Annotated in this window: 16 protein-coding genes; 5 read left to right on the top strand and 11 right to left on the bottom strand. The window is 68.7% G+C overall.

Annotated elements, in window-relative coordinates:
• Positions 1-4: 4 nt before the first annotated feature.
• Together HWX07_RS15920 and HWX07_RS15915 are read right to left on the bottom strand one after the other, a co-directional pair.
• On the bottom strand, positions 5-1,975 hold the full coding sequence (locus tag HWX07_RS15920; RefSeq protein WP_175876868.1) for an arylsulfatase: 1,971 nt from the start codon (positions 1,973-1,975) through the stop codon (positions 5-7).
• 136 nt (positions 1,976-2,111) lie between these two features.
• Positions 2,112-2,831, bottom strand: coding sequence for an SDR family oxidoreductase (locus HWX07_RS15915; protein WP_175876867.1), 720 nt, complete (start codon positions 2,829-2,831; stop codon positions 2,112-2,114).
• A 264-nt stretch (positions 2,832-3,095) separates the two neighbouring features.
• Here HWX07_RS15915 and HWX07_RS36975 point away from each other — a divergent pair, with 264 nt between their 5' ends.
• Complete coding sequence (locus HWX07_RS36975; protein WP_244130000.1) at positions 3,096-3,605, top strand: hypothetical protein; 510 nt, start codon at positions 3,096-3,098, stop codon at positions 3,603-3,605.
• 122 nt (positions 3,606-3,727) lie between these two features.
• Here the strand turns inward: HWX07_RS36975 and HWX07_RS15905 are convergent, their stop codons facing one another.
• Positions 3,728-4,657 carry a LysR substrate-binding domain-containing protein gene (locus HWX07_RS15905; protein ID WP_175876866.1) on the bottom strand — a complete coding sequence of 310 codons (930 nt, stop codon included), beginning with the start codon at positions 4,655-4,657 and terminating at the stop codon, positions 3,728-3,730.
• Between the two features lie 126 nt (positions 4,658-4,783).
• Between HWX07_RS15905 and HWX07_RS15900 the strand changes: the two genes are divergently transcribed.
• A complete protein-coding gene (locus tag HWX07_RS15900) occupies positions 4,784-5,803 on the top strand; it encodes an NAD(P)-dependent alcohol dehydrogenase (protein WP_175876865.1) in 1,020 nt (339 codons plus the stop codon).
• Positions 5,804-5,875: 72 nt separating this feature from the next.
• Here the strand turns inward: HWX07_RS15900 and HWX07_RS15895 are convergent, their stop codons facing one another.
• The 8 genes from HWX07_RS15895 to HWX07_RS15860 all read right to left on the bottom strand — a co-directional run bounded on the left by HWX07_RS15895 (position 5,876) and on the right by HWX07_RS15860 (position 14,972).
• Positions 5,876-8,191 (bottom strand): TonB-dependent receptor, encoded by a 2,316-nt coding sequence (locus HWX07_RS15895; RefSeq protein ID WP_175876864.1) that lies wholly within the window; start codon positions 8,189-8,191, stop codon positions 5,876-5,878.
• 195 nt (positions 8,192-8,386) lie between these two features.
• Complete coding sequence (locus HWX07_RS15890; RefSeq protein WP_175876863.1) at positions 8,387-9,604, bottom strand: MFS transporter; 1,218 nt, start codon at positions 9,602-9,604, stop codon at positions 8,387-8,389.
• On the bottom strand, positions 9,601-10,665 hold the full coding sequence (locus tag HWX07_RS15885; RefSeq protein ID WP_124464544.1) for an ABC transporter substrate-binding protein: 1,065 nt from the start codon (positions 10,663-10,665) through the stop codon (positions 9,601-9,603). The genes HWX07_RS15890 and HWX07_RS15885 overlap by 4 nt, the downstream gene beginning before the upstream one ends.
• Positions 10,666-10,701: 36 nt before the next feature.
• Positions 10,702-11,112, bottom strand: a complete 411-nt coding sequence (locus HWX07_RS15880) for a biopolymer transporter ExbD (RefSeq protein ID WP_006484323.1) — start codon at positions 11,110-11,112, stop codon at positions 10,702-10,704.
• Positions 11,112-11,828, bottom strand: a complete 717-nt coding sequence (locus HWX07_RS15875; protein WP_012338724.1) for a MotA/TolQ/ExbB proton channel family protein — start codon at positions 11,826-11,828, stop codon at positions 11,112-11,114. The genes HWX07_RS15880 and HWX07_RS15875 overlap by 1 nt, the downstream gene beginning before the upstream one ends.
• Before the next feature lie 40 nt (positions 11,829-11,868).
• Positions 11,869-12,669 carry an energy transducer TonB gene (locus tag HWX07_RS15870; protein ID WP_175876862.1) on the bottom strand — a complete coding sequence of 267 codons (801 nt, stop codon included), beginning with the start codon at positions 12,667-12,669 and terminating at the stop codon, positions 11,869-11,871.
• A gap of 33 nt (positions 12,670-12,702) precedes the next feature.
• Complete coding sequence (locus tag HWX07_RS15865) at positions 12,703-13,749, bottom strand: ABC transporter substrate-binding protein (RefSeq protein WP_175876861.1); 1,047 nt, start codon at positions 13,747-13,749, stop codon at positions 12,703-12,705.
• 50 nt (positions 13,750-13,799) lie between these two features.
• Entirely contained in the window at positions 13,800-14,972 is a 1,173-nt protein-coding gene (locus HWX07_RS15860) for an LLM class flavin-dependent oxidoreductase (RefSeq protein WP_175876860.1), read from the bottom strand.
• A gap of 441 nt (positions 14,973-15,413) precedes the next feature.
• Between HWX07_RS15860 and HWX07_RS15855 the strand changes: the two genes are divergently transcribed.
• The 3 genes from HWX07_RS15855 to HWX07_RS15845 are packed head-to-tail and all read left to right on the top strand — an operon-like array spanning position 15,414 to position 18,446.
• Entirely contained in the window at positions 15,414-16,490 is a 1,077-nt protein-coding gene (locus HWX07_RS15855) for an ABC transporter substrate-binding protein (RefSeq protein ID WP_175876859.1), read from the top strand.
• 31 nt (positions 16,491-16,521) lie between these two features.
• Entirely contained in the window at positions 16,522-17,628 is a 1,107-nt protein-coding gene (locus HWX07_RS15850; protein WP_175876858.1) for a PhnD/SsuA/transferrin family substrate-binding protein, read from the top strand.
• On the top strand, positions 17,628-18,446 hold the full coding sequence (locus tag HWX07_RS15845; protein WP_175876857.1) for an ABC transporter permease: 819 nt from the start codon (positions 17,628-17,630) through the stop codon (positions 18,444-18,446). Before HWX07_RS15850 ends, HWX07_RS15845 begins: the two co-directional genes overlap by 1 nt.
• Positions 18,447-18,463 lie beyond the last annotated feature (17 nt).

Here is an 18,463-nt window from a genome sequence, read left to right as displayed (position 1 = left end):
GCGATCAGTAGTAGCCGCGCGGACGCAACGGTTCGACGCCGCCGACGTTGCCCATGTAGGTCTTCCACTGATCGACCAGCGTGCCGATCACCGACGGATTCTGCGCGGACACGTCGGTCGTCTCGCCGCGATCCGACGCGAGGTCGTAAAGCTGCCAGTGACCGTCGAGCGGGCCGAGCGGCGGCTCGGTCCACAAAGCCTTCCAGCGGCCGTCGGCGCTGCGCAGATACGCGCGGCCATACGCTTCGTCGCCGAACGGTGTCGTGTGCACTTCGCCCGTCGCCGAACCGGTGAGCACCGGCAGCAGCGACTGGCCCGTGACCGGATACACGTAGCGGTTGTTGTAGACCACCTTGCCCTTGTTCTGATCGACGCCCGTCAGCGTGTTGACGAGCGGCGGCGCCGGCTGCGACGGCGGCGTGACGCCCGCGACCGCGAGGAACGTCGCCGTGTTGTCGGTCACGTGCGTGAACGCGCGCAGCGTCGGCAACGATTGCGACTGGCCCGGTAGGTGCACGATCGTCGGCGTCGATACGCCGCCTTCGCCCGAATAGCCCTTCGTGAGCCGGAACGGCGCCGCGCTCACTTCCGCCCAGCGCAGCCCGTACTGCAGGCGCTGCGCATTCTGCTTGCCGTTGTCGGTGCCGAGCGCCGAATAGGTCGGCTCCTGCGCGTTCGCGGTGTCGGTCGCCGTCGGGTCCGCGCCGGAATCGATCGGCCAGCCTTCCGCGCCGTTGTCCGACTGGAACATGATGAACGTGTTGTCGTATTCGCCGATGTCCTTCAGATGCTGGATCAGGAGTCCGATGTTGTAGTCGAGGTTCTCGACCATCCCCGCGTAGATTTCCATGTAGCGCGCCTGCGCTTTGCGCTCGGCCGGCGACAGGCTCGACCACAGCTTGTCGACCTTGCCGGGGCCGTAGTCGCCATAGCCATCCGCGGCCGAATGCACCGCGTTGATGTACTTCGCGCTGGCCGTGCCGTTGTTCGCGGTCGCGGGCGATGCCGCCGTCGTCTCGGGCAGCCCGTCGAACGGCTTGAAATCGGCCGGAATCAGGCCGAGCGCCTTCTGCCGCGCGATCCGCGCGTTGCGGATCGCGTCGTAGCCGGCGTCGTACACGCCCGCGTACTTGTGCAGCCACGGATCGGGCACCTGCAGCGGCCAGTGCGGCGACGTATAGGCCGCGTACGCGAAGAACGGCTTGCCGTCCTGCTTGTTCGCATCGATGTACGAGATCAGCTTCTGCGTATAGAAATCGGTCGAATAGAACACGGCGGGGCTGCCGCCCGTGCCGCCCGGCTGCCCGGGCTGGCCCGGCTGCACGTAGCGGCCGTCTTCCGTATAGTTCGACGAACCGGCCGGCTCGTGCGCGAAGTGGTTCGTCGCCGCGCCGCCGAGCAGCACGTAGCTGCGCTCGAAGCCCCACTGGTCAGGCGTCTGCCCGCTGCCCGTCGCGCTGCCGACGATCCCCGAGCCGATGTGCCACTTGCCCGCGATATACGTGTGATAGCCGGCGTCTTTCAGCAATTGCGCGAACGACAGCGCGCGATCGTTCAGGTAGCCCTCGTAGCCGGGCAGCCCGCGCCGCTCGTCGGTCGGCACGCCCATCGTGCCTTCGCCGACGAGATGGTGATCTGTGCCCGACACCAGCATCGCGCGCGTGATCGCGCAGACGGTGCCCGTGTGGTGGTTCGACAGGATGCGGCCCGATGCGACGAGCGCGTCGAGGTTCGGCGTGTTGATCTCGCCGCCGAACGCATGGATGTCGGAATAGCCGAGATCGTCGGCCATGATGTACAGGATGTTCGGGCGTTTCGCGGCCTGGGTCGGGGTAGGCGTCGGCGTGACGCCGGCCTGCGACGGCGGCGCATCGCTGTCGACGCCGCCGCACGACGCGAGCGACACCGCGCCGGCAATCGCGGCGCAAACGACACGGAAACGAAAAGCATGCAACGGCGACGCGGACTTTTTCATTATTGTTGACGCTCGATCTACGGGATCGGCGATCTTAGCGTCGCTCGCGCGGCGCCCAAAGTCGGATTCGTCACATGCTAACGGGGTGGGGGAATATGCGACGTAGGTCGTGCGCCACGCACCGCGCCGCCGTGCGTCAGCTGCGCCCGCCGAGGCTGCCGCCGCCGTCCACCGACAGCACCTGCCCGGTGACGAAACCGGCTTCGTCCGACAAGAAAAACGCGGTGGCGGCCGCGACGTCGTCGGCCGTGCCGAGCCGCCGCGCGGGAATCGTCGCGAGCACCTTGCGCTCGGCTTCGCTGCCGACCGGGCGCGTCTGGCGGAACAGTTCCGTCTCGATCGGGCCGGGCGCCACCGCGTTGACGGTCACGCCGTGTTCGGCGAGTTCGAGCGCCCACGTGCGCGTACAGCCGACCAGCGCGTTCTTCGCGGCGGAATACGCGGTGCGGTCGAGGCTGCCGAAGATCGCGCGGCTGCAGATGTTGACGATGCGCCCGTAGCCGCGCGCCTTCATCGCATCGGCAAAGTGCTGCGTGACCTGGATCGCGGCCCGCACGTTGAGATCGAACACGGTCTGCAGCGACTGGAAATCGATTTTCCCGAGCGGTTGCGGCAGCGCGATGCCCGCGTTGTTGACGATGCCGTCGACGTGGTGGCGTTCGCCGATCCGTGCGAGCGTCGCGGCGGTCTGTTCGATATCGGCGAGATCGCACGCGAGCAATTCGCCGGGGAAGTCGATGCCTTGCGCGTGCCGCGCGAGACCGACGACGCGATGGCCGCGTCGGGCGAGCGTGGTGCTGATCGCGAGGCCGATGCCGCGCGACGCGCCGGTGACGAGATAAGTGCGGGATGACATGGGCGTGCCCTTGACGAGGAATCCGGAGGAAATGGCGCGACACGCCTGGGGTCACCCGGCGTGCGCGTGCTCCGGCCGATTGTGCCGCAGCGGTGAGAAATGCGTACGGTCGTCGCCATCGTCGCGTCGAGCGGTCGCTACAGCGTTCTCCATACCCTCGCCGTCCTTGGCGTGAAAACGTTAGAAAAGGTCTAAAGACGGTGGAGACGAGCGGCCAAACTACGCCGATCGCGACAATCGCGGAGGTTGCCGCGATCGGTCAGCATGTCTGCATCAACGCTACCCGGCATGGTCGGTGGGGATATCACCGGCGCGATCATCCGATCCAGACTCGATCGGTTTGCGCGACAACCTGCTAGAGTTGCCGGTCCATTTCGAGAAAAGGATATGCAAGCATTGCGCGACTTATCCCGAGAAAGTCCCGATGTCGAAATGTCCGAGTTTTTTCACAACCTTCCATGCAAACACGACCGTGTTGCATATGCCCGTTCCAACGACGCTTTTCGCAACACTGCAAACACCCATCGCAAGCGTTGCCGCGATGACGGGCACTGCGATCCGGGATGCGCAATGAAGTGGCTTGGAGACCGATTGCTTCTCATCGTCACGGCACTGATTGTCACGGCCGCAGGTTGGGCGATCATCAGCGCGACAGGCGAATGGTTTCCGCTTCTGATGACGGTGACCGCGTTCGCTTCACTGTGGATAGAAAACTCGCGGCTGCGCAAGCTGCTCGAACAAAACGGCATCGATCCGAGACGACGCAAGCGTTAGTCGCCGGAAAAAGCGGCTTACCGGTATTTCTTCATTCGGTTCAGGCTGACTATGCGAGACGCGTGGGAACGCGATACACATCCAGCCAGATTGTCGCGTCGTCATCGGCGAATCAGTCTCCGTCATCCGCGCTCGCCGCTCGCGTCATCCGACGCCAGCATGTGCGGAATCTCGTCGACCAGCGCATCGACGACCACCCGCACCTTCGACGGCACGTGACGCGCCGCCGGCCGCACCACGAACACCTCGGCGCCGGACACGCTGTTGCTGTCCATCACGAGCGCGAGGCGGCCGTCGCGCACGTACGGCGCCATCAGCCAGCACGGCAGCCATGCGAGGCCCGCGTCGGCGGCAGCCGCATCGGCGATCGCCTGCAAGTCGTCGAACCGCAGCCGGCCGACCGCGCGATGGTCGTGCACCGCGCCGTCCGCGCCGATGATCCGCCATGGCGTCGGTTGCCCGCCGCGCGAATACGCGATGCCGACGTGCGACGCGAGCGCCTCGAACCCCGACGGCCGGCCGTGACGCGCCAGATACGCGGGCGATGCGCAGATGCCCATGCGTTGCACGCCGAGCTTCCGCCCCACCAGCGCATTCGTATCGGCCAGCTCGCCGATGCGCACCGCTAGGTCGAAACCGTCGTTGACGAGATCGGCCACGCGATCGCTGAACGACATGTCGATTTCGAGCCGCGGATGGCGCTCGACGAGACGCCGCACGACGGGCGCCACGCACTGCCGCCCGAACAGCACGGGCACGCTGACGCGCACGCGCCCGGCCGGCTCGCGGCGGCCCGCGTCGAGCGCGGCTTCCGTCTCCCCGAGTTCGGCCAGCAGCCGCCGGCATTGCTCGTAATAGACGAGCCCTTCGTCGGTCAGGCCGAGTTGGCGCGTCGTGCGCTGCAAGAGCCGCGCGCCGAGACGCAGTTCGAGCCGCGCGACGATCTTCGCGACCGCCGAGCGCGTCATGCCGAGGCGCAGCGCCGCCGCCGCGAAGCTGCCCGATTCCACCACGTCGACGAATTCGGCGACGCCTCTCAGCCGTTCATCCATGCCGCTCCGCTCCGGTGCGATGACAAGGTTGTGTCCGTGCCGGCGACAATCGTTGGCCGAATTCTCGCCAATGCGTCCGCCTGCGCAACACTATGATAGTCCGGACTATCTCGAAAAGGAGTCGACATGCATGCATGGCACCTCAAACCGGGCGACGGCATTGCCGCGCTCCGGCGCATCGACGCGACGCCACGCGCGGTCGGGCCGACCGACGTCGTCGTGAAGATCCACTCGGCCGCGCTGAACTATCGCGACCTGATGTTCGCGCGCGGCGACTATCTGGGTATCGGCAAGGAAGCGCTGATCCCGGTCGCCGACGGCGCCGGCGAAGTGGTCGAGACCGGCCGCGACGTCACGCGCTTCAGGCCGGGCGACCGCGTGATCAACACCTACTTCCCGCGCTGGATCGACGGGCCGCCGACGTCGCACAAAGTGTCGGGTTCGCCCGGCGCGCAATTCGATGGCGTCCTGGCCGAACGCTTCGTCGCCGACGAAACCGCGCTGGTCGCGATGCCCCCGCATCTCGACTACGACGAAGCGGCGACGCTGTCGTGCGCGGGCATCACCGCGTGGAACGCGCTGTTCGTCGGCGGCGGATTGAAGCCGGGCGCGACCGTCGTGCTGCTCGGCACGGGCGGCGTATCGATCATCGCGCTGCAGCTCGCGCAGGCCACGGGGTTGCGCACGATCGTCACGTCGTCGAGCGACGCGAAGCTCGAACGCGCCCGCGCGCTCGGTGCGGACGCAACGATCAACTATCGGACGACGCCCGAATGGCAACATGAAGTATCACGGCTCACCGGCGGCGCGGGCGCGGATCTCGTCGTCGAAGTCGGCGGCCGCGATACACTGCCGCGCTCGATCGCCGCGACGAAACTCGGCGGCATCGTGTCGATCATCGGAGGCCTCAGCAGCTTCGGCGGGCCGGTACTCGATCTGCTGCCGCTGATCGGCGGCGTCAAGCAACTGCACGGCTTCATGGTCGGCAGCCGCGCGATGCTCGACGACGTCGTGCGGCTCGTCGACGCGAAGCGGATCAAGCCGGTGGTCGATCGCGTGTTCGGCTTCGACGAAGCGCCGCAAGCATATGCGCACCTGCAATCGGGGCAGCACTTCGGCAAGGTGGTGATTCGCGTCGCTTCGTGACGCGTGAAGGGACGACCTGCCGCGGCTCGACGCTCCAGGCGCCGGCGCCGCGGCAGGCGTCTCCCGTCAGCGTCAGATCTTCGCGGTCAGAGTGATCCCGACCGTGCGCGGATCGCCGTACAGCGTCGGATACGCGCCATACGACGGCAACAGCTCGAGCTTCTTGTAGATCTTGTTCGTCAGGTTCGTCACGTAGCCGGTCACGATGTACTTCTGGTTCGGCGTCGTGTACGACACGTGCGCGTTCAGCACCGTATAGCCGCCCTGCCACAGCTGCGGCATCGTCTGCCGCGTCGCGCTGAAGTACTCGCGGCTGCGGTAGTTCACGTCGCCGCCCGCCGTCAGCGTGCCGAACGACACCGGTACGCGATAGTCGAAGCCCGCGTTCAGCGTCGTATGCGGCGAACGCGCGAACGAGTTGCCCACGGCCGTCGGCACGTTGCGGAATTCCGTGTAGCGCGTGTTCAGCATCCCGAGGTTCGCGAACAGGTACAGGCTGTTGACCGGCTGCGCCTTCAGCTCCAACTCGAAGCCGTCCGCGTGCCCCTGCCCCGCATTCGACAGCGTCGACACCGGCGGCCCGCCGAACGGGTTCGGCGCCAGCGCGAACACCTGGATGTCGCGATAGTCGTAGTGGAACACGCTCGCATTGACGATCAGCCGCTTGTCGAACCACTCGCTCTTGATGCCGACCTCGTAATCGGTCAGGTACTCCGGCGACACGGTCGACACCGTACTCTGCGTATAGGCGTTGCCGTTGTAGCCGCCCGAGCGGAAGCCGCGCGCATAGCGGAAATACGCACGCACGTTGCTGCTGAGCGCATATTCGGGCGTGAGGTCCCAGGTCGGCGCGCGCCAGGTGTTGGTCTGGTTCTGCCGCGCGCTGACCGCGAGCGGCGACGACACCGACGACGGCGACCACCAGCTGTTCGGATCGCTGAACGTCACGTTGCCGGTATCCTGCAGCCCGGTCAGGTTGATGGTCTTGCGCTCGATCGTGTAACGCAGCCCGCCCGTCACGTTGAAGCGGTCGCTGAAGCGGTACTTGACGCTGCCGAAGATCGCCGCGCTCTGCGTGTGCTGCGTGAGATCCGTCAGGTGATAGTACGCGGGCGACGGCGAGCCCGGCAGCCCGCCGCCTGCGCCCTGCTCGGCCAGTTGCTCGGTAAACAAGTGCGTGCCGACGATCCAGCTCAGGCGGTCGCTCTGCGGCGATTCGAGCCGGAATTCCTGCGAAAACTGCCGGCTCGACAGGCGGTCGTGCGAGCGCGCCGCATCGAACGGCGAATAGTCCTCGTCGTCCTGGTACCAGCGGTGCAGCCCTTCGAACGCGGTGATCGACGTCAGCGACACGGCCGGGTTGATGCGCCAGTGCGCGGTCAGCGACGTGCCCCACGTCGAGATGTGATCGCTCGACGGCGCATTGAGCGACACCGTATACGGATCGCTCGACCCGACGAAGCCGAACTGGTTCGTGCCGCCGCGCCCCGCGCCTTCCGCGTGCCATGCGTTGCCGCCGCCTGTGTAGTTGCGGCCATGGATGTTGAACAGGAAATCGGTGTCCGACGTCGGCACGGCGAGCACCTGGAAGCGCACCGCGTTGTCGTGGAAGCCGCCGAAGCGCCCCTGCTGCACCGTGTTCGTGTAGAAGCTGTCGGCATTCTCGTGATACACCGACACGCGGGCGGCCAGCACGTCGTTCTTGCCGATCGGCCCGCCGATCGCCGCTTCCGCGAGCCGGCTGTTGTACTGGCCGAAGCCGAGCTTGCCGTAGCCGCTCACGTCGAACGTCGGCTTCTGCGACGTGATGTTGAGCGCGCCGCCGACCGTATTCTTGCCCCACAGCGTGCCCTGCGGCCCGCGCAGCACTTCGATGTGGTCGAGGTCGAACAGCGGAAAGCCCTGCCCGAACACGCTGTTGATGTACACGTCGTCGAAGTACACGCCGATCGGGCTCAGCGACAGGTCCGACGGATCGTTGCTGCCGACGCCGCGCAGGAACCAGCGCGGCCGCTCGCGGCCTTCGGTCGATTGCCCGGTGAAGTTCGGTACGTACTTCGTCACGTCGTTGATCACGCGCAGCTCGTTGTTCTTGATCGCATCGCCGCTCAGCGCGCTGACCGCGACCGGCACGTCCTGGATGCGCTCCTTGCGCCGGCGTGCCGTCACGGTCACCGTGCCGAGGTTCGTTTCGCGTACGGCCGTGCCGCGGTTCGCACGCACCGCCTTCGCAGCGGCCGCGGCCGCATCGTCCGATGCCTGTTGCGCCGGCTTCGCGTCCGGCGCCTCCGCCGTCGCCGCGCCATCTTCTGCCCATGCGGGCAACGATACGGTGCCGCCCGTCAGCAGTCCCCCCAGCGCGGTGACGATTAGTTTTTTCCTGAACATCGATGAGTCATCCTGTTTGATCGGTTGAACGCAGTGCGTGCGCGACGCACGGGTTCTCTCATGCAATTCGGATGCCAGCATCGACATGCCCGTCGCACGGGGCGCGCGGCGGGCCTGCTGCGCCGGTGTTGCTGCATGCGCATCTGTGTAAGCGGAAAATTGCTGGTCACGCAACAGCGCACGATGCCGAATTCGTCAGGACAGCTTCGCAGGCAGCGCTTGCGTCGCACCGCGACGCCCGTGTGCGAGCCGCAGCGCAAGTGCGACCAGCACGACGACCGGCAGCCAGCACAGAAACACGGCCCGCAACCCGACGAGCGGCGCGAGCGCGCTACCGACCAGCGGACCGCAGAACGCGCCGGTCATCGACGCGAGGTTGTAGAGGCTCGATACCTGGCTTTTGTCGGCCGGATGACGGCCGAGATGCTGCATGTTGACGAGATGCAGCAGCGACGAGCCGGCGCACAGCGCGGCGAGCCCCGCGCCGACGATCCACGCATCGCGCCCGAGGCCGAGCGCGAGCAGCCCGGCCATGCCGCCCGCGAGGCCGAGTGCATGACAGCGGCGCTCGGTCATTCGCTGCGCGACGTGCCCGAGCCCGAACAGCGCGATCACCGCGACCGCGCCCTGCAACGTCAGTAGTGCGACGGCACGCGTCTGCGTAAGGCCGAGCGACTGGATCGCGAGCACCACCGTATAGGTGCCGACGAGCGCGCGCGTCGCGCTGTTCACCGCTTCCACGACGAGCTGCTCGCGGATGTCGCGGCTCCACGCGAGCGCGGACAGCGCGCGCAGGCCGCCGGTTCGAAGTGACGCGCCGCGCGACGGTGGCGCCGCATCGCCGAGCAACACGCGGCTGAACAGCGCCATCCCCGCGAAGCTCGCCGACGCCACGCAGAACGTCGCGACCGCACCGTGCGTGCCGATCAGCCCGCTCGCGAGCCACGGCCCCACCATCCCGGTGCCGATCGACATCGCCGCGCGATACCAGCCCGCACGGGCCAGGCCGATCTGCGCGAGCCGCGCGAGAAACACGCCGTTGATCGACACGATCCGGAACGGGATGCACAGCCCGATCAGCCCTTGCGTGAGCGCGATCAGCGGCCACGCGCCCGTGAACGGCACGACGAGATTGAGCAGCATCGGCCCCATGCTGGCGGCGAAGTACACGCGGCGCGCACCGTAGCGCGCGACGAGCAGCCCGGCCGGCAACGTCATCAGCGCGATGCCGAGCGGCTCCATCGCGGCGATGATGCCGAGCCGCGCGTCGTCGACGCCGAGCGCCAGCGCATACAGCGTCGTCGCGAGCTGCGCCATGCTGATCGTCGTGCCGCTCGCGAGCGCGAGCAGCATGAAGCCGCCGGTGAAGCGCTCGCGCCGCCATGCGTCGGCGACGCGTGCCGGCGTGCTCACCGCGACAGCGTCGCGATGCCATCGAGCGCGCGCCGGTCGATCCACGCGCGCACGTCGAAGTCGGCGGGCAGGAACCGCCAGTCGACCAGGAAGCGCTTGAAATCGTCGAGCGCGGCGATCGACGCTTCGTCGAGATCCGTGCGCAGCCGCCGGTGCACGTCCACGCCGTACGCGAGCCGCAGCCAGTCATGGCCCGATCCCGTCTCGCGGCCGAGATAGCCGAGCACTTCGTGCTCGTGCTCGCGCGCCCAGCCTTCGACGTCGGTCACGCGTGCGAGAAAGCGGCTGACGATGTCGGGATGGCGCTCGAGCGTCGACGCATTGACGGTCAGCGGGCGCGGCGAGCCGTTGTTGATGCGGATCTGCGGATCGGGATGAAAGCCGATGTCGACCACCGGCTGCGCGCCGATCAGGTGCGCGGTTTCGAGCCCGAGCGAGCCCTTCACGTAGATCGCGTCGACGTCGCCGCGCACCAGCGCGGCCGCCTCGGCCGCATAGAGCCGGCGGCTCGACAGGCTCGCCGGATGACTGAACGCCGCGTCGCGAGTCGCGGGCGTCGACACCGGCGCGCGCAGGTTCGATGCCGGTACGTCGACCCATTCGACGTCGCCGGGGCCGAGCCCGTCGAGCGACAGCGCACTGACGAAGCCGCGCAGCGCCGCCGCCCGGAAGATGTCGATCCGCTCGCCGTCGCGGCGCGGCAGGCCGATGCGGCGCCCGCGCAGATCCTTCGGCCGCGCGAGGCCGGCTTCCGGCAGCGCGACGATCGCCTGCGCCTCGTCGACCCAGGTCAGCGCGACCACGCGCGTGTCGGCGCCGGACGCGCGCGCCCACAGCGCCGGAATGCTGCCGCCCTGCCGGAACGCGTTGTCGAGCGAATGGTCGACGTGCGCGTGATGCAGCGCCGCGTGCTGGCTTTCCTGCAGCGCGCGCACGGTAATGCCGTCGCCGGCGAATTCGTGATCCAGCCAGCCGAGATGCGCGGCGATGCCGAGCGGTGTCGGCACCGGACAGCGCGTGTACCAGATCGACTGAACGTTGTGTGAAGCCGTGGTGCTCATGAATGCGTTCGCAAAAAAGGAGTCGTGAAACGCGCGTCAGCCGCGCGGCGCGGTGAGCACCGACAATCGCGTGATGCCCGCGTGCTCGATCGCGGCCATCAGCTTCGCGACGGTGCCGTACGGCACGTGCTCGTCGGCCTGCAGGTCGAGCGCGACGTCGGGCCGGCCGGCCTTCAGCGCGGCCAGTTCGGCCGGCACCGTGTCGAGCGCGACCGCGCGCTTGTCGAGGTACACGACGCCCTTGCCGTCGACGCTCACGGTGACGTTCGGCTTGCGGTCGGCCGGCGCGGTGGCGACGGTGTTCGGCAGATTCACGTGCACCGCGTTGTTCAGCAGCGGCGCGGTGACGATGAAGGCGACCAGCAGCACGAGCATCACGTCGACGAGCGGCGTGATGTTGATTTCGCTGAGCACGTCGTCGTTGTCGGAGGAGGACGAGAAGGCCATTATGCGAACGCCTCCTGGCGCGTGTCGTCGGAACGGCGCGCCGGCGCGGCGGCGGGCACGGCAGCCGGCACGCGGAAGCCGGCTTTCTGCGCGAGCGTGACGAAGTCGGTTGCGAACGCATCGAGATCGGCCGACGCGGCCTTCACGCGGCGCACGAAGAAGTTGTACGCGAGCACGGCCGGCACCGCGACCGCGATGCCGATGCCGGTCGCGACCAGCGCCTCGCCGATCGGCCCGGCCACGACGTCGATGCTCGCCGACGCGCTGTGCGTGATCGCGGTCAGCGCGTGGATGATGCCGAACACGGTGCCGAACAGCCCGACGAACGGCGCGGTGCTGCCGATCGACGCGAGCACCGCGAGCCCCGCTTCCTCGCGCCGCCGCGCGTTGTGGATCTGCTGGCGCAGATGGCGTTCGAGCAGATCGTGGCGGCTCCAGCTGTGTTCGAGATCGTGCGCGCTGCTCTCGTCGGCGCGTCGCAATGCGTCGAAGCCCGTCGCGGCGAGTTCGCCCACCGGGCTGTTCGCGCCGTCGAGCGTGGCCGCGTCGTGGAAGCTGTTCGCGGCCCAGAACGCGCTGACGTAACGCCGGTTGCGCGCGCTCGAGCGCAGGCTCTGGATCGCCTTCACGACGATCAGCGTCCACGTGACGACGGAGAAGACGACCAGCAGCCAGAGCGCGCCCTGGACGATGAAGGTGGTCGGGATAGCGTTCATGATGTGAGTTCCTCGAAAAATGTGCGGGCGGCCCGGCGGGTCAGCCCAGCTTGAAATCGATCGGCACGTTGACCCAGCCGTCGACCGCTTCGTCGCCGCGCTTCGCGGGGATGAAGGTCCAGCGCTTCACGGCGGCTACCGCCGCGCTGTCGAGCAAGCGGCGGCCGCTGCTCGTGCGGACCTCGACCGAATCGGGCGTGCCGCTCGCGAGCACGTGCACGCGCAGCACGACGCGCCCTTCCCAGCCCTGGTCCTGCGCGAACGCCGGATAGTCGGGCGCCGGGTTGCGCAGGTACGCCGCGTCGCCGATCGGCGCGGTTTCGCGCACGGGTACGGCGGGTCCGGGCGCGGGCGCCTGAACCGGGGCAGCGGGCGCGGCGACGGCCGGCGTCGCCGGCACGGGTGCAGGTGCGGCTTCGCGCGTCGCCTGCGGCGTGGCCGCCGTCGCCGGACGCGGTACGGCCGCGCGCGGCTTCGGCGGGACCGGCGCCTGCTTCAACGGCTTCGGCGGTACGACCGGCTGCGGCGGGTGCGCGGCCTGCGGCAGCGGTTCGGGCGGCCGCGTCAGCTCGACCGTCATCGGCAGCGGCCGCGGCGGCTGCACGGGCGGTGCGGCAGGCACGCGCGCGGCCAGCAACGCGACGCCCGCATGCAGTGCCGCGATGGCCAGCGCAATCGCCGCCGCGCCACGCCATCCGTTCGCCGGAGCGGCCCGTGCCTCGACCTGCGCAGGCGGCGGCAACGACGGCGGCCGCGCAACCGCCGCCACCGTGCGCGGCGCCGCACGTGCCGCATGCCGGCGTGCGGGCGGCACGCCGTATTCGATCGTCAGCCCTGTCATGTTCGACTCCTTGCAATGACACGCCGCGGCGCGCTACGCGACCCACGCATGGCGGTGCCGGTCGATCTGCGTGAACGGCGCCGGATCGATCCACGCGCGCGCGTCGAAATCGTGTTCGAGAAAGCCCCACTCGACGAGAAAATCCTTGAACGCGACCAGCCCGTCGATCGACGTCGGCGCGAGCCCGGTCTCCAGATGGCGATGCACGTCCGCGCCATACGCGTAACGCACCCACTCGTCGGATGCACGCGTTTCGCGGCCGATATACGCGACCGTCTCCGCCGGATGGCGCGCGGCCCAGTCGCCCGCGCCGACCACGACCGACAGGAAGCGGCTCACGAGATCGGGACGCGCGTCGATCAGCGCGCGGTCGACGGTCAGCGTGCGCGGCGTGCCGTTGCCGATCCGCACCAGCGGATCGGGATGCGCGCCGAGATCGATGACGACCTGCGCGTCGATCAGATGCACGGTTTCCAGTCCGGCCACGCCCTTCACGAACACCGCCTCGACGTCGCCGCGCACGAGCGCCGCGATTTCGAGCCCGTATTCGTGCGGGCCACGCGTGAACGAGGCGGGCCCGGTGTAGCGCTCGCGCGTGTCGGGCAAGTCGACCCATTCGGCGTCGCCGTGGCCGAGCCCTTCCAGCTCGAGCGCGCTCAGGAACCCCTTCAGCGCGGCCGCGCGCCAGAAGTCGATGCTGATCGGATGGCGCGGCAAGCCGAGCCGTCGGCCGCGCAGGTCGCGCGCGGTGCGGATGCCGCGCTCGGGCAGCGTGACGATCGCCTGGAATTCGTTGGTCCACGACAGGCCGATCACGCGCGTATCGGCGCCGCGGGCCCGCGCCCACAGCGCGGGAATGTTGCCGCCCTGCCGGAACGAGTGCGGCAGGCTGTGATCGAAGTGCGATTCGCGCTTGTCGGCGTCGGCCGTCTCCTGCAGCGAATGGAGTGCGATGCCGTCCTGCCCGAACTCCTCGTCGAACCAGCCGCGATGCACGGCGATGCCGAGCGCGGTCGGCACCGGGCAGCGCGTGTACCAGAGTGCGTCGCAAGCCGTGGCCTGCGCAGCGAGTGTCGTCATGGTGAGTGTCCTTGTCGTTGTCATGGGTGCGTGGCGGCGGGCCGCCGCGCTCAGGCGCCGGCCACGCGCAGCGCCGCCTGCGTGCCGCGCGCGTTCAGCGCGCCATCGACGAGCGGCAGCACTTCCTCGCCCACGCGGTACGCTTCTTCGAGGTGCGGGTTGCTCGCGAGGATGAACGTCGACACGCCGATCTCGACGTATTCCGCGAGCCGCTCGGCCACCTGCTCGTGGCTGCCGACGATCACGCAGCCGGGGCCGCCGCGGATCTGCGACATCCCGGCCCACAGGTTCGGGCCGACGATCAGGTTATCGAAGTGTTGCGTGTTGCCCTGGTGCAGCGCGAACTGGCGTTTCGCGCCGACCGATTCCGACGCTGCGCCACGCCCGCCGAAGCCATTGCGCGTCGTGTCGCCCACCGTCGCGAACATCTGCCGCAGCTCGGCCCACGCCTGCTCTTCGGTCTCGCGCGCCAGGATGTCGATGCGCATGCCGAAGCGCAGGTCGCGGTCGGCGTTCTGCCGGTCGAGCGCGCGGCGCGCCGCATCGATCACTTCCTTCTGCTTCGCGAGCGGCTCGCCCCAGCTCAGGTGCACGTCGCCGTGCTTCGCGGCGACCGCGAGCGCCGCGTCGCTCGCGCCGGCCAGATAGATCCGCGGCGGTTTCTGGCCGCTCAGCGGCGGCAGCAGGCCGCCCTCCTCGACGCGATAGAAGCGGCCGTCGAACGTGAACGGCGCGCCGGCTGCGACGCCTTTCACGACATCGAGGAATTCGTCGGTGCGCGCATAGCGGCTGTCGTGATCGATGAAGTCGCCGTACGCACGCTGGTCTGGCCCGCCGCCGCCCGTGACGACGTTCCACTCGACGCGGCCGCGGCTGATCCGCTGCAGGCTCGCGGCCATCTGCGCCGCATAGACCGGATGCACGAAATGCGGCTGCAGCGCGATCAGCAAGCGCAGCCGGCGCGTCTCGCGCGCCAGCGCGGCCGCCACGACCCACGGTTCCTCGGTGAAGCGGAAGATCGGAATCAGCGCGCCGTGGAAGCCGGCGATGTCGGCCGCGCGCGCGACCTGCGACAGATAGTCGATGTAGCCGAACGCGTCGTCGTCGACTTTCGGTGCGACGCGCGACGCGCGCTGACGATTCCATTCGCCGCGCGTATGCAGATCGTGTGCGCGCCGGCCGTCGCCGTGCATCGGCAGGCGCCACAGAAATTCAACAGCCATCGGGATTCTCCTTGTCGGCCCATTCGGATTGCGTGCGGCACCGGCGTGCCGCGCGTTTGTAGCGCTGTAAAGCACGCGGTGTGCCAACGGGCTCGCCGCGACATGCGCGAAGCCGCCGGCGAATGCGCGCGGCGCCTTGCGGGTCGGGCGTGCGCGACGATTCGAATCACGTGTGCCGGGTGCCGCCGGACATGTCGCGACACGCACCCATGCCGCTGCTGCTTCCGCCGCACCGGTGCTGCGCGCGCAACAGCGCCCGACGTGACTGTTGCTCACGCAACAACGCCGGGGACTGCCGCCATGCCGCGCATCGCCCGCGAGGCCTGCGCCGCCGGCCGCACGGCGGTTGCCGTTCACTGGCCCGGAACTTGCAACGTGGAACGGCCCGCGCGGGCGACACCGCGCCTCGACCACGCTCACCCAGACAGGGGAATCTCACACATGACAGACAGGCCCGATTCGTCATCGGACAAGCAGCAGACGTTCTGGTACGCCCGATCGCCGGTGCCGACGCCGCTCGGCATCGCCGTGCACCTCGGCTGGCTCAACGGCGAGACCTCGGCCGACGGCGTCGCGATCCGCTCGCCGCGCGGCGCCACGCGGCACGACGTGTCGTCGATCAGCGACCACACGCTCGCGCAGTCGTTTCGCCAGGGCGGCAGCATCCCCGCGATGTGGGCGCGCTCGAACGACGCGAACACACGCGTGATCGGGTTGTCGTGGGTCGACGAATCGCAGCTGATCCTCGCGCGCCCCGAGTCGGGCATCCGCTCCGTGAAGGCATTGCGCGGGCGCCGGATCGCGATTCCGAGCCGCCCCGACGATCGCATCGACATCTTTCGCGCGTCGGCGCTGCGCGGCTTCGTCAATGCGCTGAGCCTCGACGGGCTGACGCTCGGCGACGTTGACCGCGTCGACGTGCGCGCCCGCACGCTGCAGGCCGTCGGCCCGGCGCGCGCGGCCAGCCTGTTCGCGTCGCCGCAAGGCTTTTCGAGCCGTGCGCTGTATGCGGCCGAAGCCGGCGCGCTGCTGCGCGGCGAAGTCGACGCGATCTACGTGAAGGGTTCGACGGGCCTCGAGATCGCGCAACTGATCGGTGCACACGTCGTGATCGACATCGGCTTTCATCCGGAGCGCTCGATCCGCAACAACAACGGCACGCCGCGCCCGCTGACCGTCAACGCGGACGTGCTCGCGAACCACCCCGACATCGTCGCCGGCTTCCTGAAACTCGTGGTCGCAGCCGGCGAATGGGCCGGCACGCATCCAGACGAAACCGCGCAGTACGTGGCCGGCGAAACCGCGTCGTCGATCGACTGGGTGCGCGCCGCGTACGGCAACCAGTTGCACCGGCATCTTGGCATCAATCTCGACGACGAATCGGTCGCCGCGCTCGACGAGTTCAAGACCTTCCTGCACGACCACGGTTTTCTGGAAGCCGATTTCGACGTCGCCGACTGGATCGATCCGCGCCCGCTCGCCGACGTGCTGCGGCCGTCGTTGCAGAAGCGCGCGTGAGCCCCTTTCACGTTCACTGCTCCGGACCATCATGAAACCCACACTCTCCCTCGCGTCGCTGCATCGCCCGCTGCGCACGCTGCTCGCCGCGCTGCCATTGGCCGTCGCATCGTTCGTCACGCCCGCCGCCCACGCGAAAGACGCGCCCAAGGTCGTGCGAATCGCCGTCGTCGCGTATTCGAGCGGCGGCAAGACGCAATACGCGGGCGCATCCGCGCTGATCGACGCCGACAAGTCGCTCGAAAAAGCGCTCGCCGCGCGACACGTGACGCTGCAATGGGTGCCGGTGTCGACCGCCGCGGTCGGCACGCTCGTCAACGAGGCATTCACGAACGGCAGCATCGATTTCGCCGGCTACGGCGACCTGCCGTCGGTGGTCGTCAACGCGTCGGGTACGCATACGCGCCTGATCGTGCCGGGCGGCATCGGCAGCAACACCTATCTGGTCGTGCCGGCCGGCTCGAGCGCGAAGTCGATCGTCGACCTCAAGGGCAAGCGCATCGCCCTCAATCGCGGCCGGCCGTGGGAAGTGCCGTTCAGCAAGCTGCTCGCCGAGAACGGGCTGAAGCTGTCCGACTTCAGGATCTACAACCTCGATCCGCAGGCCGGCGCGGCGGCCGTCGCAGCCGGCCGCGTCGACGGTTTCTTCACGCTGTCCGACGCGTATTCGCTCGTCGACACGAACGTCGGCAAGATCATCTGGTCGACCAAGCGCGCGCCCGACGACTGGAAGATGCGCGCGGAACTGTGGGCGTCCGACGATTTCGTGCGGCGCTACCCGGACATCACGCAGATCGTCGCGACGGCCTACGTCCGGGCCGCGCACTGGATCTCGCAGCCGCAGAACCGCGATGCGTACGTGAAGATCCTGAGCGCGTCCGGCCAGCCGGAAAGCGTCCTGCGCCGCGAATACGCGGACGAAGCGACGCCGTGGAAGGAGCAATGGACGCCGCTGTTCACGCCGGCGTTGACCGGCCATTACCGCGATGTCGTCGCGTACAGCCGCCAGGCCGGGCTGACGTCGGCGCCGGTCGACGTGAACGCGCTGCTCGCGCCGACCTTCGTGTCGACCGCGCTCAAGCAGCTCGGCCTCGACGGCTACTGGCGCGCCGACGCCCCGCGCGTCGCGAGCCGCTGATGGCGACGCGCGCCCTCGCGCCGAACGGCTTGCGCGCGGCGGTTCGCCTGCCGAGCGTCGCGCGGCTCGTCGACCACGCGCTGTGGTGGATCACACCCGTCGCATTCGCCGCGCTGTGGTGGCTCGCGAGCGCACAGCGCTGGTTTCCGCCGCAGCTCGTCGTGCCGCCCGAGCGCCTCGCGGCGACGCTGCGCACGCTGCTCGACACCGGCGAACTGCGCGACAACCTGTCGATCACGCTGCACCGCCTCGTGCTCGGTTTCGCGATCGGCGCGACCAGCGGCGCCGCCTTCGGCATCCTGCTCGCACGCAGCCGGCTGTTCGCCGACTACCTGCGGCCGACCTTCGACCTGTTGCGGCAATTGCCCACGCTCACATTGATTCCGCTGCTGATCCTGCTGATCGGCGTCGACGAACCGTTGAAGCTCGTCGTGGTCGGCAAGGCCGTGTTCTTCCCGGTCGCGCTGGCCGCGTACACGGGCGTGCACGACGCGCCGCGCGATCTCGTCGAGATGGCGCGCCACTACGGGCTCGGCCGCTTCGCGCTGCTGCGCGACGTACTGCTGCCGGCCGCGCTGCCGCCGCTGCTCACCGGCGTGCGGATCGCGCTCGCGCGTGCGTGGCTCGCGCTCGTCGCGGTCGAGCTGCTCAGCGCGGACAGCGGCATCGGCCAGATGATGGAACTCGCTCGGCAGATGCTGCGGCTCGACGTGGTGCTCGTCGACGTCGCGGTAATCGGGCTGATCGGCTTCGCGCTCGACCGCTCGATCGCACTCGTCCAACGTTATGCGCTGCGCTGGCAGACGCCCGCGCGCTGACCCTGACCGGAACCGCT

Source organism: Burkholderia sp. BCC0097, from assembly GCF_902832985.1.
In the GTDB taxonomy this organism is placed as follows: Bacteria; Pseudomonadota; Gammaproteobacteria; order Burkholderiales; family Burkholderiaceae; genus Burkholderia; species Burkholderia orbicola.
This window is presented reverse-complemented; position numbering and strand designations above follow the sequence as displayed.

Coding starts and splice junctions, on each gene's coding strand:
- HWX07_RS15920 (WP_175876868.1), bottom strand. CDS start 1,975: ATGAAAAAGTCCGCGTCGCCGTTGCATGCTTTTCGTTTCCGTGTCGTT.
- HWX07_RS15915 (WP_175876867.1), bottom strand. CDS start 2,831: ATGTCATCCCGCACTTATCTCGTCACCGGCGCGTCGCGCGGCATCGGC.
- HWX07_RS36975 (WP_244130000.1), top strand. CDS start 3,096: ATGTCTGCATCAACGCTACCCGGCATGGTCGGTGGGGATATCACCGGC.
- HWX07_RS15905 (WP_175876866.1), bottom strand. CDS start 4,657: ATGGATGAACGGCTGAGAGGCGTCGCCGAATTCGTCGACGTGGTGGAA.
- HWX07_RS15900 (WP_175876865.1), top strand. CDS start 4,784: ATGCATGCATGGCACCTCAAACCGGGCGACGGCATTGCCGCGCTCCGG.
- HWX07_RS15895 (WP_175876864.1), bottom strand. CDS start 8,191: ATGTTCAGGAAAAAACTAATCGTCACCGCGCTGGGGGGACTGCTGACG.
- HWX07_RS15885 (WP_124464544.1), bottom strand. CDS start 10,665: ATGAGCACCACGGCTTCACACAACGTTCAGTCGATCTGGTACACGCGC.
- HWX07_RS15880 (WP_006484323.1), bottom strand. CDS start 11,112: ATGGCCTTCTCGTCCTCCTCCGACAACGACGACGTGCTCAGCGAAATC.
- HWX07_RS15875 (WP_012338724.1), bottom strand. CDS start 11,828: ATGAACGCTATCCCGACCACCTTCATCGTCCAGGGCGCGCTCTGGCTG.
- HWX07_RS15870 (WP_175876862.1), bottom strand. CDS start 12,669: ATGACAGGGCTGACGATCGAATACGGCGTGCCGCCCGCACGCCGGCAT.
- HWX07_RS15865 (WP_175876861.1), bottom strand. CDS start 13,749: ATGACGACACTCGCTGCGCAGGCCACGGCTTGCGACGCACTCTGGTAC.
- HWX07_RS15860 (WP_175876860.1), bottom strand. CDS start 14,972: ATGGCTGTTGAATTTCTGTGGCGCCTGCCGATGCACGGCGACGGCCGG.
- HWX07_RS15855 (WP_175876859.1), top strand. CDS start 15,414: ATGACAGACAGGCCCGATTCGTCATCGGACAAGCAGCAGACGTTCTGG.
- HWX07_RS15850 (WP_175876858.1), top strand. CDS start 16,522: ATGAAACCCACACTCTCCCTCGCGTCGCTGCATCGCCCGCTGCGCACG.
- HWX07_RS15845 (WP_175876857.1), top strand. CDS start 17,628: ATGGCGACGCGCGCCCTCGCGCCGAACGGCTTGCGCGCGGCGGTTCGC.